The 14,389-nt window shown below is 63.3% G+C and carries 10 protein-coding genes and 1 riboswitch; of the genes, 4 read left to right on the top strand and 6 right to left on the bottom strand.

Annotated features, from left to right (window positions below):
• The 6 genes from A477_RS0102080 to A477_RS0102055 all read right to left on the bottom strand — a co-directional run.
• Positions 1 to 533: serine dehydratase beta chain (locus A477_RS0102080; protein WP_017197391.1), on the bottom strand; the 533-nt coding region annotated here is incomplete at its 3' end.
• Between the two features lie 408 nt (positions 534 to 941).
• Positions 942 to 2,261 carry a serine hydroxymethyltransferase gene (glyA, locus tag A477_RS0102075; protein ID WP_017197390.1) on the bottom strand — a complete coding sequence of 440 codons (1,320 nt, stop codon included), beginning with the start codon at positions 2,259 to 2,261 and terminating at the stop codon, positions 942 to 944.
• On the bottom strand, positions 2,258 to 2,641 hold the full coding sequence (gcvH, locus tag A477_RS0102070) for a glycine cleavage system protein GcvH (protein ID WP_017197389.1): 384 nt from the start codon (positions 2,639 to 2,641) through the stop codon (positions 2,258 to 2,260). Before gcvH ends, glyA begins: the two co-directional genes overlap by 4 nt.
• Before the next feature lie 275 nt (positions 2,642 to 2,916).
• Positions 2,917 to 4,053, bottom strand: a complete 1,137-nt coding sequence (gcvT, locus tag A477_RS0102065) for a glycine cleavage system aminomethyltransferase GcvT (protein WP_017197388.1) — start codon at positions 4,051 to 4,053, stop codon at positions 2,917 to 2,919.
• Positions 4,054 to 4,065: 12 nt separating this feature from the next.
• Entirely contained in the window at positions 4,066 to 6,918 is a 2,853-nt protein-coding gene (gene gcvP / locus A477_RS0102060) for an aminomethyl-transferring glycine dehydrogenase (RefSeq protein WP_017197387.1), read from the bottom strand.
• A 148-nt stretch (positions 6,919 to 7,066) separates the two neighbouring features.
• A riboswitch (glycine riboswitch) is annotated at positions 7,067 to 7,165 on the bottom strand.
• A 74-nt stretch (positions 7,166 to 7,239) separates the two neighbouring features.
• Positions 7,240 to 8,754, bottom strand: a complete 1,515-nt coding sequence (locus A477_RS0102055; RefSeq protein WP_017197386.1) for a PucR family transcriptional regulator — start codon at positions 8,752 to 8,754, stop codon at positions 7,240 to 7,242.
• Positions 8,755 to 8,940: 186 nt separating this feature from the next.
• Between A477_RS0102055 and speB the strand changes: the two genes are divergently transcribed.
• Genes speB through A477_RS0102035 form a run of 4 tightly spaced genes read left to right on the top strand, consistent with a single transcriptional unit; the run spans position 8,941 to position 14,227 of the window.
• Entirely contained in the window at positions 8,941 to 9,945 is a 1,005-nt protein-coding gene (gene speB, locus A477_RS0102050; RefSeq protein ID WP_192811967.1) for an agmatinase, read from the top strand.
• Entirely contained in the window at positions 9,942 to 11,381 is a 1,440-nt protein-coding gene (locus tag A477_RS0102045) for a purine-cytosine permease family protein (protein WP_017197384.1), read from the top strand. Before speB ends, A477_RS0102045 begins: the two co-directional genes overlap by 4 nt.
• Before the next feature lie 12 nt (positions 11,382 to 11,393).
• Positions 11,394 to 12,905 (top strand): aminobutyraldehyde dehydrogenase, encoded by a 1,512-nt coding sequence (locus tag A477_RS0102040; protein ID WP_017197383.1) that lies wholly within the window; start codon positions 11,394 to 11,396, stop codon positions 12,903 to 12,905.
• A 29-nt stretch (positions 12,906 to 12,934) separates the two neighbouring features.
• Positions 12,935 to 14,227: a D-arabinono-1,4-lactone oxidase gene (locus A477_RS0102035; protein WP_026005293.1), complete on the top strand. Its 1,293-nt coding sequence runs from the start codon at positions 12,935 to 12,937 to the stop codon at positions 14,225 to 14,227.
• Positions 14,228 to 14,389 lie beyond the last annotated feature (162 nt).

The raw sequence follows: 14,389 nt of genomic DNA, 5'->3' as shown, positions 1-14,389 counted from the left end.
AACGGCAACTCCTTCTTCGACTCCTCGAGTTCCTCCCGGGCCGCATCCTCCTCACCCTCACGGACAATGAACCCACCACCGACCGAAAAGAACGTCGCCTCCCGCAGCACCTTCCCACCAGCATCAGAGACAGCAAACTTCATCCCATTCGTATGCCGCGGCAACACCGTCAACGGATGCAAGATCATGTCCTCCACCGCATACGGCAGCTCCACACCCCCACCGGAGGCGCCGGCCAGATTCAGGACACCCGTCTCAGCGATCGTCGCGAGCCGCTCCTCCACCTCGTCGGGCAGGATCAGCTCCGGGTGATACCCCTCCAAGCCCAGCAGCGTGGCCGTCATGGTGCCATGCCCACGACCCGTGGCAGCCAACGAACCATACAAATCAACCCGCAACCCTGCCACCGAGCCCAGGACACCGGCGTCCTTGAGCTCACCAGCGAACACCGCAGCAGCCCGCATCGGCCCCACAGTATGCGAACTCGACGGGCCAATACCCACAGAAAACAAATCGAAAACACCAACAGCCATGGCTGAATCCCTTTCGGGGAAGAAAGAACGAGCAAAACTTAGTGTGGGGGCCGAGCCCAATCCCGAGCCAAGGCGGCGCCGGCCCCCCGTGGAGGTCCCAGTGCGAACCTCCAGACCCGGTTCTTGTGTGCGGCATTCGTTCCCAGCAAATGCCACACCCGGGAGATCAAAACATGCCCACCCTCGGCAGCCAGACCCATTTCTCAAACAGACGAACCGCAAGCCCGGGCCCCGGAACGCCAACCCCCTGCTGCCCTTTTGGGGCCGGCATCCGGAAGCGGGCGTCTAAGGGAGCTTCGCGTCCGCTCAGCGGGCGCTCAAGCGACCGAGCCCGCGGAGGATGTCGGCCCCAACGGGCCGAACCGAGCATGCAGAGGATGTCGCGGTCGACGAGCCCAAAGACACCGACTAGCTCAGGATCGCAACACCCGGGTACAGCGGATGCGCCTTCGCAAGCACATCAACACGGTGCCGCAACCCGGAGAGGTCCGCATCGGCGTCGGCAATCAACACTTCGGCGATGATGTCCGCCACCTCGCGGAACGCCTCTTCGCCGAAACCGCGCGTTGCCAGGGCCGGGGTGCCGATGCGCAGGCCCGAGGTAACCATCGGCGGGCGCGGATCGAACGGCACGGCGTTGCGGTTGACGGTAATGTCGATCGCGGCGAGGCGGTCCTCGGCTTGCTGGCCGTCGAGTTCGCAGTTGCGGAGGTCGACGAGGACCAGGTGCACGTCCGTTCCGCCGGAGACGACGCTGATGCCCTTCTCCGCGACGTCGGACTGGACCAGACGCTCTGCGAGAATCCGCGCACCGGCAAGAACACGTGCCTGGCGCTCACGGAACTCCTCCGAAGCAGCAATTTTGAACGCGACAGCCTTGCCGGCGATCACGTGCTCCAGCGGACCACCCTGCTGGCCCGGGAACACTGCGGAGTTGATCTTCTTGGCGATGTCGGCGTCGTTGGAGAGGATGATGCCGCCACGAGGACCGGCGAGGGTCTTGTGCGTGGTGGACGTAGTGACGTGCGCGTGCGGGACCGGCGAGGGGTGCAGCCCCGCGGCCACCAAGCCGGCGAAGTGCGCCATATCAACCATCAGGTAGGCGCCCACGGAGTCGGCGATCCGCCGGAACTCAGCGAAGTCCAACTGCCGCGCGTACGCGGACCAGCCGGCAACGATCAGTGCAGGCTTGTGCTCTTGCGCCAAGCGCTCAACTTCGGCCATGTCCACGGTGTGGGTGTCCTCGCGGACGCCGTAGGGCACCACGTTGTAGAGCTTGCCGGAGAAGTTGATCCGCATGCCGTGGGTCAGGTGGCCGCCGTGGGCCAGGTTGAGGCCCATGATGGTGTCGCCAGGCTTGATCAGCGCGTGCATCACGGAGGCGTTGGCCTGGGCTCCGGAGTGCGGCTGGACGTTGGCGAACTCCGCGCCGAACAGGGCCTTGATGCGGTCAATCGCGAGCTGCTCGATCACGTCAACGTGTTCGCATCCGCCGTAGTATCGCTTGCCCGGGTAGCCCTCGGCGTACTTGTTGGTCAGCACCGAACCTTGCGCCTGCATGACGGCAACAGCTGTGTGGTTCTCGGAGGCGATCATTTCCAGGCCGTCGCGCTGGCGACCCAGTTCGTCGTCGATCTTCGCAGCGACCTCAGGATCCAGCTCGGAAAGTTGGGCGTCCAACGACGCCGACACAACCTGCTGAAAGTCAGTTACAGATACCGGGTTCACAGTTCTCCACCGTTCGTTGCAGCGTATTCTTCGGCCGACATGAGCGGCCCTTCTTCGGTGGCGGCCACCTTGAACAGCCAGCCGGCGCCATAGGGATCGTTGTTGATGAGGGCGGGATCGCTGACGACGGCGTCGTTGATCTCGGTCACCTCACCGGTCACGGGCGAGTACAGGTCCGATACCGACTTGGTCGATTCCACCTCGCCACAGGTCTCGCCGGCGGTGACCGTGGAACCGACCTCGGGCAGGTCAACGTACACAATGTCGCCCAGGGCGTCAGCGGCGACGGCGGAAATCCCAATACCTACGGGCCCGTCGCCATCGACGGCAACCCACTCGTGCTCAGCCGAGTACTTCAGCTCGGCAACTACTTTGCTCATTTCAATTCCTCACTTCTCGAATGTCTAAAACTGTTGTGTTCCGCGGTCCCGGGCTGGGTGGCGGAGACCCGAACTCCTCCGCGTGCTCGGTCGCGAAGACGCCTGCTGAGCGGACGTGCCGCTTCCTTAGACGCACGCTTCCGGAGTCCGTTTCGCCGCCGGCCGGCCGTTCCCCCGGCGCCACTCGCCCAAAGAATCAGCGAACCAAGGCATTGGAACCGCCTTTCAGCAGGTTGCCTCGGTCCATCGATTCCGCGGGCAGGGTGATCCGGCGGTTATTTCTGGCGCTTGTAGAACGGGAGCTGAACGACCTCGAACGGCTCTGCCTTGCCGCGGAGGTCAACCTCGACGATGGCGCCCGGCTCTGAATGCTCGACGTCGACATACGCCAAGGCGATTGGGTAGCCGAGCGTCGGGCTCGGCTGGCCGGACGTGACTTCGCCGATGAGCGAACCGTCTTTCAACACCGAGTAGTGGGCGCGGGCGGCACGGCGTCCGGCGCCCTTGAGGCCCACGAGCTTCTGTCCAAGTGCGGAGCCGACGCCGGCGGCCTTGATGGCAGTGAGCGCATCGCGGCCAATGAAGTCGCTTTCCTTGGCCAAGGAAACTACCGGGCCCAGTCCCGCCGCGTAAGCGTTGACGTGGCGGGAAAGCTCGTTGCCGTACAGGGGCATTCCGGCTTCGAGGCGCAGGGAGTCGCGCGCAGCGAGGCCCGCAGGGATGAGTCCGTGGTTTTCGCCTGCTTCGAGCAGGGCTTCCCAGAGGCTTGCGGCGTCGACGTTCGGGAGGTAGATCTCGAAGCCGTCCTCGCCGGTGTATCCGGTGCGGGCCAGCAGCAGGCCCTGCCCGTTGATGGAGACCTCAACCGCCGCGTAGTACTTCAGCTCGGTGACCAGCGCGTGCTGATCGGCGGGGACCAGGGTCAGCAGGATGGCTTCGGCGTTCGGGCCCTGCACGGCGATGAGTGACGTCTCAGCGGAAGCATCCTCCACCATGACGTCGAAGCCGGCTGCGCGCTCCAGCAGTGCCGCAGCAACTACCTTGGCGTTGCCCGCGTTGGGGACTACAAGGTACTTGTCGATGCCTTCTTCGGGAGAGGGGCGACGGTAGGAAATGAGATCGTCGATGATGCCGCCGTCGGCATTGCAGATCAGCGAATACTTGGCTTTGCCCACGGCCACTGCGGACAACTTGCCCACCAGCGCGTAGTCCAGGAAGGCAGCAGCGTCGGGACCGGTTACCCAGACTTCGCCCATGTGGGAGAGGTCGAACAGGCCCGCGGTCTTGCGGACTGCATGGTGTTCAGCGAGCTCGGACTCGTACTTGAGGGGCATCTGCCAGCCGCCGAAGTCGGTGAAGGAAGCGCCGGCCTTTTTGTGCTGCTCGTACAGGGCTGTGTAGTTCTCAGACATGATCGGGAGTCCTTAGTTTTCGAAGTCCGTGAGGGGCGGGCAGGAGCACACAAGATTCCGGTCACCGGCGGCGCCGTCGATCCTGCCAACCGGCGGGAAGTACTTGTCCTGCTTGAGGTGATGGACCGGGAAGGCGGCCTGCTCGCGCGGGTAGTCGCGGTCCCAGGCGGAATTTACGACGGCGGCAGCTGTGTGGGGTGCGTTGCGCAGCGGCGACTTCTCCACAGTGAAATCACCGCTGGCCACCTGCTCGATCTCGGCACGGATGGTGATCATCGCTTCGATGAAGCGGTCGATCTCCGCGAGGTCTTCCGACTCGGTGGGCTCCACCATCAACGTGCCCGCAACCGGGAACGCCAGTGTGGGAGCGTGGAAGCCGAAGTCAATCAGGCGCTTGGCCACGTCCTCGGCAGTAACGCCCGTGCGGGATGTCAGTTCACGGAGGTCCAGGATGCACTCGTGGGCCACGAGTCCGCCCTCGCCCGTGTAGAGGACCGGGAAGTGCTCGTCCAAGCGGGACGCGACGTAGTTGGCTGCCAGCAACGCGGACTTGGTGGCTTCGGTCAAACCCTGCCCACCCATGAGCTTCACATACGCCCAGGAGATCGGCAGCACGCCGGCCGAACCATAGCGCGACGCCGAGATGGCCACGCCGTGCCCTTCCTCGTGCGCCGCTTTGTTCGCGTCGCCCGGCATAAACGGAGCCAAGTGGGCTTTCGCCGCAACAGGGCCAACACCAGGACCGCCGCCGCCGTGGGGGATGCAGAACGTCTTGTGCAGGTTCAAGTGGGACACGTCCCCGCCGAACTTACCCGGCTGGGCCAGCCCAACCAGGGCGTTGAGGTTCGCACCGTCAACGTACACCTGGCCGCCAGCGGCATGGATCGCGTCGCACACCTCGCGGACGTCGGCGTCGTACACTCCGTGAGTGGACGGGTAGGTGATCATGATGCAGGACAGGACGTCCTTGTTGGCTTCGATCTTGCTGGCCAGATCTGCGTGGTCGATGGTTCCGTCAGGAGCCGTGGCCACAACCACAACCTTCATGCCCGCCAGCACAGCGGAGGCAGCGTTGGTGCCGTGAGCCGAAGCCGGAATCAAGCAGACAGTACGTTGCTCGTCACCACGGGACAGGTGGTAGCCACGGATCGCCAGCAGGCCCGCGAGCTCACCCTGCGAACCGGCGTTCGGCTGGATGGAGACCTGGTCGTAGCCCGTGATCTCCGTAAGGTCCGCTTCCAGGTCCTCAATCAGCTCGCGCCAACCCGCCGTCTGGTGATCCGGAGCGAACGGGTGGATGGAGGCGAACTCCGGCCAGGAAATGGCTTCCATCTCAGCCGTGGCGTTCAGCTTCATGGTGCACGAGCCCAGCGGAATCATGGTGCGATCCAGCGCCAAGTCCCGGTCGGACAGCTTGCGGATATAGCGCAACAGCTGCGTCTCGGAACGGTGCGTGTTGAACACCGGATGCTGCAGGAAATCAGAGCTGCGGACCACCTCAGAGGGCAGTTCGAACCCGGAGGCGTCCTTCACCGGACCGGCACCAAAGGCTACGGCCACCGCGGAGAGGACCTCCGGCGTCGTGGTTTCATCAACCGAAACCCCAACGGTGTCGGCGTCGATGAACCGCAGGTTGATGCCGCGGGCTTCGGCGGCGGCAATGACCTTGTCCGCCTTGCCGGGAACACGGACTGTGAGGGTGTCGAAGAACGTCTCGGACACCAGTTCGCGGCCGGCCTTCTGCAAAGCCGAGGCCAAAACACGGGCGTGGCCGTGGACGGTTTCGGCAATTGCTTTCAAGCCCTCGGGGCCGTGGTAGACGGCGTACATCGAAGCGACGATCGCGAGCAGCGCCTGGGCGGTACAGATGTTGGACGTAGCCTTTTCGCGGCGGATGTGCTGCTCACGGGTCTGCAGTGCCAGGCGGTAGGCCGGTACGCCGGCGTTGTCCTTGGAAACGCCCACGATGCGTCCCGGGAGCGTGCGCTCCATACCTTCGCGGACTGCCATGTAAGCGGCGTGCGGGCCACCGAAGAACAGCGGGACGCCGAAGCGCTGCGCGGTTCCGACGGCGATGTCCGCACCTTGTTCACCCGGGGGCGTGATGAGGGTGAGCGCCAAAAGGTCAGCTGCAACGGTGACCAGCGCACCACGTTCCTTAGCGTCGGCAATCACGGCAGAGTGGTCGAACACGCGGCCGGAAACGCCGGGCTGCTGCAGGACGAGGCCGTTGATGTCGCCGTCGGGAAGGCCAGCCGAAAGGTCGGCAATCTCAACCTCGAAGCCCAACGCCTCGGCGCGGCCCTTCACAATCGCGATGGTCTGAGGCAGAAGATCGGCGTCCAGAACGGTCTTGCCGTCCTTGGCCGTCTTGGACTTGTTGGCGCGGCGCATCAGCAACACAGCCTCAGCAACAGCGGTGGCTTCGTCCAGGAGCGAGGCGTTTGCCACGGGAAGACCCGTAAGGTCCTGCACCATGGTCTGGAAGTTCAGGAGCGCTTCAAGCCGGCCCTGGGAAATTTCCGGCTGGTACGGCGTGTAGGCCGTGTACCAGGCCGGAGCTTCCAGGATGTTGCGGCGGATCACCGGGGGCGTGACGGTGTCGTAGTAGCCCTGGCCGATCATCTGGACGGCGGTCTTGTTCTTGGACGCGAGCTTGCGGAGCTCGGCGAGGACCTGCACCTCGGTGAGGGCGTCCTGCAGCTTCAGCGCCGTGTCCTGGCGGATGGAATCGGGGACCGCGACGTCTACCAAGCCGTCGACAGAGTCATAGCCGATGGCCTTGAGCATGGTGTCAACGTCGGCTTGGCGGCGGGCGCCGATGTGCCGGTCCGCGAAGGCGGTGGGGGTTGAGTGAACAGTCATGAGGAACTCCATGATTCAGGCGCCCAGTGAGCGCCACGATGATGTGGGTTCCTCCCCGCTCTGTATTGGACCTGAGAGATTCCGCAGCAATTATTGCCTGCTTGCACCGTCGGTGAGCCCGGTTACCCGGACTGCTTTCCAGAGTTGCCTAACCGCGGCGGTACATGGGCCTGAGAGATTCCTGGGGAGGATTTGCTCCTACGGCGCCTGACTGGATGTACCGGCAGGACTCTCCCGCCGCAGATCAAAAGCGTTGCGTCACCTGAGTGACACGCTTCACACCATAGCTGGTCGTTTCGAAAAAGCGCAAGCAAGGTATGGCTATTGATGCATCGCTTCATGGATCTGAAGCGCAAACCACATTTGGGCAACGGTGGACGTTTCACCCATGTCCAGCCCCGTCAGTTCGCCGATCTTCCGCATTCGATAGATGATGGTCTGCCGATGGGCAAAGAGCGCCGTCGCAGTCTTTTGCCAAGAGCGTTGCGAGTCCAAATACGTCCTCAAGGTGATCAGGAGATCGCCTTCCTGGCTCTGTTCGTAGTCGAAAATCGGCCCCAAAAGACGCCGGACCAGTGCCGTTCCTTCCTCAAAACTGGTGAGCCCCAGCCACGAAGGCCCCTCCGCATAACGGGTCAGCCCCAGGTTGGCGGCACGGGCCGAACCCAGCGCCCAGAGAGACTCCTGCAGTGCGCGCTGGATGTTGGCGACGGCCGCCGGCGTGCTGATTCCTATGGCGGCTTCTGCCCCTGCGCAGTGCACCAGGACGTCGTCAGAAACGTCGGCCGGGACCACCACGTGGAGCCTGTTGTTCCGCTTCAACGTCGCCGACGCAACCCCGTGCCGCCACAGTTCGATATGAACGTTAGCCAGCCTGCCGCCGTCGTCCGCTGTTTTATCGCCGGCCGCCTCGGCCATGGAGGCGAGCAGGAAATCCTGGGGTGGAACCTCAAAGCCGGCGAGCCGGCTCTCCATCTCGGCCGCGCCCAGACGACCATCCGTGGCTTGCAGCAGGAACTCGCCCGCCAGTCGGTGGCGGCCTTCCAGCGACAAAACGATGCGCGAAAGCTGCAGCCCCAGCACGGTTGCGGCATGAAGAAGAACGACGGCGTCCGGGTGTGGTTCGCTGTTGGGCAGCACCACCAGGAGCGCGTTGGCGTGGGTGGGAATATCCATGGTGAGCACATGCCTGCCGCGGATGCGGTGCCATTGGAAGTTCTTCCCGGCGAAGGACACCTGCCCGGATAGCGGAGCCCATTCCTCGGCGAGAAACACCGGAAGCGATTGGCCATCGGGATGCCAAGGGTGGAGGCAGCGCCGGTCCACCACGAACAGGTCCGCATCGAGCTCGGTAGCAAGCCTTTGGACGAGGCTCTGCCAATGGTCCTCGGAGGTTGCCGCGGTGCGGAGAAGGTCGTAAACACGGGCCGTTTGCCGTAAACGGCGGGACTCTTCGAGCAGCGAGGATTCGGCCACCGAACGGGCGATCGCGATGAAGGGCAGCGGATACGGGATGTTGATCAGGGGCAGCGGAAGGCGATTGCAGGCCTCCAGGAATTCCTCCGTGAGCGGCGGCGCGTGCATCTTCTCACCGATCGCCAACGCACTGGCGCCGCTGTCCATCAGAGCTTCGGCGAGCGCCACCTGCCCTTCGGCGTCGGCGGGAATGGAGAGGCCATTGGTCATCATGAGCTCCCCACCGGTCACCCATTCCCACAGCCTGGGCAGGTCCGAGGTATGAGCCCAAGTGATGCGGTTTTCCAAGCCAGCCGGTCCGGCCATCAAGGTGAGTCCAAGCTGCGGCTCTGCGATGAGTTCAGCCACCGTGATCGCCACTTTTCTCCCCGATTTCTGTTCTGTTGGGCCGCTGCGCCGCTGTATCCGGCGGGACTTAGACATTCGTCTAAACGGCACGACCATTTGTAGTCAATGTACCGCTATCCGGGGTGATCCACATCACCAAGAATGGAATTACTTACTTCCCGCTCAACGGCGAGCACCCCTCAACCCAAGGATCCGTCAATGACAACCCACAAGCCCATCGGTCCTGTCGACGCAACCAAAGTCCCCAGGTATGCAGGCCTCGGCACCTTCGCCCGCCTCCCCCAAATCGACCGCGTCCCGGATTACGACATTGCGATCGTCGGCGTGCCGTTCGACGGCGGAACCTCCTTCCGGCCCGGCGCCCGTTTCGGTCCTGCCGCAGTCCGCGAGGCCTCCCGCCTCCTGCGTCCCGGCTACCACCCGGAGCTCGACGTTGAACCGGTGTACGAAGCGCAGGTGGTGGACGCCGGCGACATCGCCTGCACGCCTTACGACATCACCCGGGCAGTTCGTGAGATCGAAGAGCAGGCGTTGCCCCTCATCAGCGCGGACAAGCGGCTCATTTCCATCGGCGGCGACCACACCATCGCCCTGCCCATGCTCCGGGCGTTGAACAAGGTCCATGGCCCGGTAGCGCTGCTGCACTTCGACGCGCACTTGGACACCTGGGACACATACTTCGATCAGCCGATCACGCACGGAACCATCTTCCGGAGGGCGTTCGAGGAAGGCCTGCTGGTGGAGGACAAGTCCATGCATGTGGGTATCCGCGGCCCGGTCTACGACCGCAACGACTTCCTCCGCGACCACGAGTTCGGTTTCCAGATCATTCGTTGCTCGGACCTGGACGTTATTGGTGTCCCGGCAGCTATCCAGCGCGTGAAGGACAGGCTCGGCGATACCCCTGTCTACGTCTCCATCGACATCGACGTCCTTGACCCCGCCTTCGCCCCCGGCACTGGAACCCCGGAGATGGGCGGTCTCCACTCCCGCGAACTCCTGGCTTTGCTCCGTGGACTGGACGGCATCAACATCGTTGGCGCCGACGTCGTGGAAGTCGCTCCGGCGTACGACCATGCGGACATCACCACCGTCGCCGCGGCCACCCTGGTGTTCGACCTGCTCGGCCTCATGGTAAACCGCAGCAAAGCAGACAACACCGCTGTTCGCGAACTCGCTTCGGCATCCCGGAGTGCGTCATGAGTACTGCTCCAGTCACTGAAGTACCCCGGCTCGAAGACAAAACCATCCAGCCCATCCCGGCCAACGAACGTCATGGCAAGGCCCGGGACCTCTTCACCATCTGGTTCGGCTCCAACATCATGATCATGACCATCGTGACCGGCGGGCTCGCCACCACGGTGTTCGGCCTGGGCTTTGTTCCGGCGATCGTGGGCATCATCATCGGCAACGTAGTGGGCGGCATCTTCATGGCGCTGCACTCCGCCCAGGGCCCGCAACTGGGTGTGGCCCAGATGATCCAGACCCGTGGCCAGTTCGGATCCTTCGGCGCCTTGCTGATCGTGGCCATCGTGGTCATCATGTACGTCGGCTTCTTCGCAGCGAACCTCGTGTTCGGCGGGGAAGCAATGGCCGCGGTCAGCCCGGGCATCAGCGTTGACGCGGGCATCATCATCATCGGCGTGGTCAGCGTCATCGCCACAATCTTCGGCTACCGGCTTATCCACGCCTATGCACGCGTCCTCAGCGTCGCGGCCGGCCTGGCCTTGTTGCTGGCATTCGCGTGGATCCTGATGGTCCACGGACTGCCCGGAAACTTCCTGGAGACGGGTAACTTCAACTGGGTGGGCTTCATGGGGACCATCTCCGTCTCCGCCCTGTGGCAGCTGGCCTACGCACCCTACGTCTCCGACTACTCGCGATACATGCCGCAAGGAACAGGATCCGCCCCGGCCTTCTGGGCCTCCTACTCAGGCTGTGTGCTGGGAACGTTGTTCCCCATGATCCTGGGCGCCTTGGTAGGGACGCTCGCTGTCTCCATGAGTGCCGACGACGTAGAAATCGTCGGCAGCCTGGGTGCACTGCTCCAGCCATGGACGCTGATCATCGTGGGCATCTTCTGCCTGGGCGTCGCGGCGTCGAACGCAATGAACTTGTACTGCGGCGTCCTGTGCGCCCTCACCATCGGGCAGACGTTCAAGCCAAGCTGGTTGCCACGCGCAAAGACCCGCAGCGTCGCCGCGATCATCCTCTTCGTTGTCGCAGTCTCCATCGCCCTGTTTGCCCGCGACAATTTCATCCTCTTCTACACCAACTTCCTCTCCTTCCTGATGTACGTCCTGGTTCCGTGGACGGCCATCAACCTGGTGGACTACTACCTCCTACGGCACGGAGATTACCGGGTTGAAGACTTCTTCAAGCGCGACGGCGGCGTTTACGGGCGGTTCAATTGGGTCGCCATCGGCTCCTATATAGCGGGCGCCCTGATCCAGGTTCCCTTCTCGGCAACCGCAATCTACACAGGCCCACTTGCCGCAGCGATGGGTGGAGTGGACATCTCCTGGATCGTTGGCCTTGTCGTCGTCGCTCCCCTCTATTACTTCGCGGCCCGGCTGTTCGGCAAGAAAACAGAAGCCGCGCCCTTTCCCGCAACCGCACTCACCCCAGACCTCATCTGAAAGCGAAACATCATGACCACCCAGACCGAACAGTTCACCGTCCGACGCACATCCGCTGATACCCATAACCTGCCTCTTCCGGAACTGCCACTGCCTCCGGCGGGGCACTTCATCAACGGATCCTTCGTCCAGGGTTCGTCAGGCCAGTCCATCGACGTCGTGGATCCCACCACGGAACAGGTCATCACGTCCGTGCAGGCAGGCACAGCCGATGATGTTGACGTGGCGGTTGCCGCCGCCGTCGTGGCCCAAAAGACCTGGGGTACCACCACCCCCAAGGAGCGTGCGGATGTCCTGAACCTCATTGCGAACATCGTCGAGGAGAACCGCAAGGTCTTCGAGGTCCTGGAATCGGCCAACACCGGCAAGCCGCAGGCTGTATCCGAGGACGACGTCTCCAGCACCATCGACACCTTCCGGTTCATGGCCGGCGCCTCACGGACTTTGACCTCCATGGCCGGCGGTGATTACGCCACGGACCACACCTCCGTGATCCTCCGCGAACCCGTGGGCGTGGTCGGCGTCATCACCCCTTGGAACTATCCGTTGCTCATGGCTGCCTGGAAGATCGCACCCATCCTCGCCGCCGGCAACAGCATCGTCATCAAGCCCTCCGAGCAAACCCCGTTGTCCACGCTGAAGCTGGTGGAAGTGCTGGCCGGGCGCATCCCGGACGGGATCCTCAACGTGGTCACGGGCCGTGGCCGGACCGTGGGACAGCGCCTGTCCGAGCATCCTGACATTGCCTTGGTCGCCCTGACCGGCAGCGTCGTCAGTGGCCAGGCAGTGGCTGAAACCGCCGCAAAATCCGTCAAGCGCGTCCACCTGGAACTCGGCGGCAAGGCTCCCGTTGTTGTCTTCCCCGACGCCGACCTCCGCGCTGCCGCTGCGGGCGTGCGCAACGCCGGCTTCTGGAACGCCGGACAGGACTGCGGCGCCGCCTGCCGCGTTCTGGTGCACGAGTCAGTGGCCGAAGAATTCACCGAACACCTGGTCCGGGAGGTCAGCACCTTGGTGCTCGGCTCACCCGATGCCGGCGACGACGTCGAAATCGGCCCCATGATCTCCCTCCCGCACTACGAGCGGGTCAAGGAATCGTTGGCAGAAGCCAGGGAAGCGGGCCTTAACGTGGCCGTTGGCGGATCCGCTATGGATGGTCCCGGATACTTCATCCAGCCCACCGTCATCAGCAATGTGCCGGCGGGCGCGCCCATCGCAACACACGAAATCTTCGGCCCAGTGGTCACCGTGGAAACCTTCAGCACCACCGAAGAAGCCGTCATGCGGGCCAACGAGAGCCCATACGGTTTGTCAGCCTCGGTGTGGACGCGCGATTCAAGCCTTTCCCTCCGGATTCCCAAGCAGCTGGACTTCGGCACCGTGTGGGTCAATGCCCACCTCGTCCTCGCGTGCGAGGTACCGTGGGGCGGATTCAAAGGTTCCGGCTACGGCCGCGACCTCTCGCTCTATGCCCTGGACGATTATTCGCGCACCAAGCACGTCATGATCAACCACGGCGCGTGAGCGTTCAGACAAGCAACGGAGCTTTCACCATGACCACTAATGTTTCCCGCCCGGCTTCCTTGCCAGGTGCCGCTACCCCTTCTGCCCCTTTTGCCACGGATGCCACGTGGACCAACTGGGGCGGTAACCAAAGCGCGACACCCGCCTTCACCGTTCGGCCCAGGAATGAAAAAGAAGCGCTCGACGCCGTCCGTTTCGCCATTCGCGAAGGCCTGCCTGTCCGGGCAGTCGGTTCAGGACATTCGTCGTCGCCATTGGTTCAAACCGGCGGAGTCCTGATGGACATGGCAGGCCTTTCGGGCATCACCGGAACTGACCAGTTGGGGCGCCGCGCCCGGGCCTTGGCCGGTACAACCATCAACGCATTCGGGGACGCCTTGTGGGAGAAGGGACTGGCGCTCAGCAATCAAGGGGACATTGACAAGCAGCAGATAGCAGGCGCACTGGCCACCAGCACCCATGGGTCCGGCAAGGACCTGGGCAGCTTCTCCTCCAAGCTGCGCTGGGTGAAGCTGATCAACGGCTACGGCGAGATCGTGGAGATCGGCGAAGGCCAGCTGCGGGAGCTCCGTGCCGCACAGACAGCCCTGGGAACGTTGGGGATCTTCCTGGAAGTCGAGTTGGCCGTTGAGGACAGCTACTACCTGCAGGAACAGATTACCTACCCCACGTGGGCGGAAACCACCTCCACGTGGCAGGCCGACATCGATGACAACAGGCATTACTCCTTCCTCTGGTGCCCCGAGGACGACTCCTGCGAACTCCTTGATCTTCCGGGTTCCCCGGATCACAGCATGGGCGGCCGCAGTTACACGAAGCGGTACAACATTGCTTCCATTCAGGATGAAAGCCAGCTCTCTGCCGTGGAGGGTGCGCGGCTGGATCGCTCCTACCGGATATACCCGGGCGGCTTCACCACGCAGTTCCATGAACTTGAGTATTTTGTCCGCAGCGAGGACGGATTGGTGGCCGTCGAGGCCATCCAGGACCTCATCCGCAGGAAGTACCCCGAGCAGAAGTATCCCGTTGAGGTCCGCTGGGTGAAGTCCGACGACGCGTACATGTCCCAGTTCCAAGGCCGCGACAGCACCGTCATCACCCTGACAACCGAACCGGGAACGGATTACTGGCAGTTCTTCCGGGACGCCGACGCCGTGCTGCAGGATTTCGAACCACGCGCCCATTGGGGAAAGATCCATTTCATGACCCGTAACCGCTTGGAACGCCTCTACCCGGAGCTGGATACCTTCATCCAAGTCCGCAAGGAATTTGATCCCCGCGGAATGTTCCTCAACGACCACACCAGGTCGCTGCTCGCCTGACGGGGAGGGGGCCAACCCTCTCTCACCTCCCCAGCCCTCCCGGCCAACCCTCTCTCACCTCCCCAGCCCTCCCGGCCAACCCTCTCTCACCTCCCCAGCCCTTCCGGCCAACCCTCTCTCACCTCTTGTGACAACTCCTTGAAACCTCCGAGTGGTAGTTTG

This window comes from Arthrobacter sp. M2012083 (genome assembly GCF_000281065.1).
Classification (GTDB): domain Bacteria; phylum Actinomycetota; class Actinomycetes; order Actinomycetales; family Micrococcaceae; genus Arthrobacter.
This window is presented reverse-complemented; position numbering and strand designations above follow the sequence as displayed.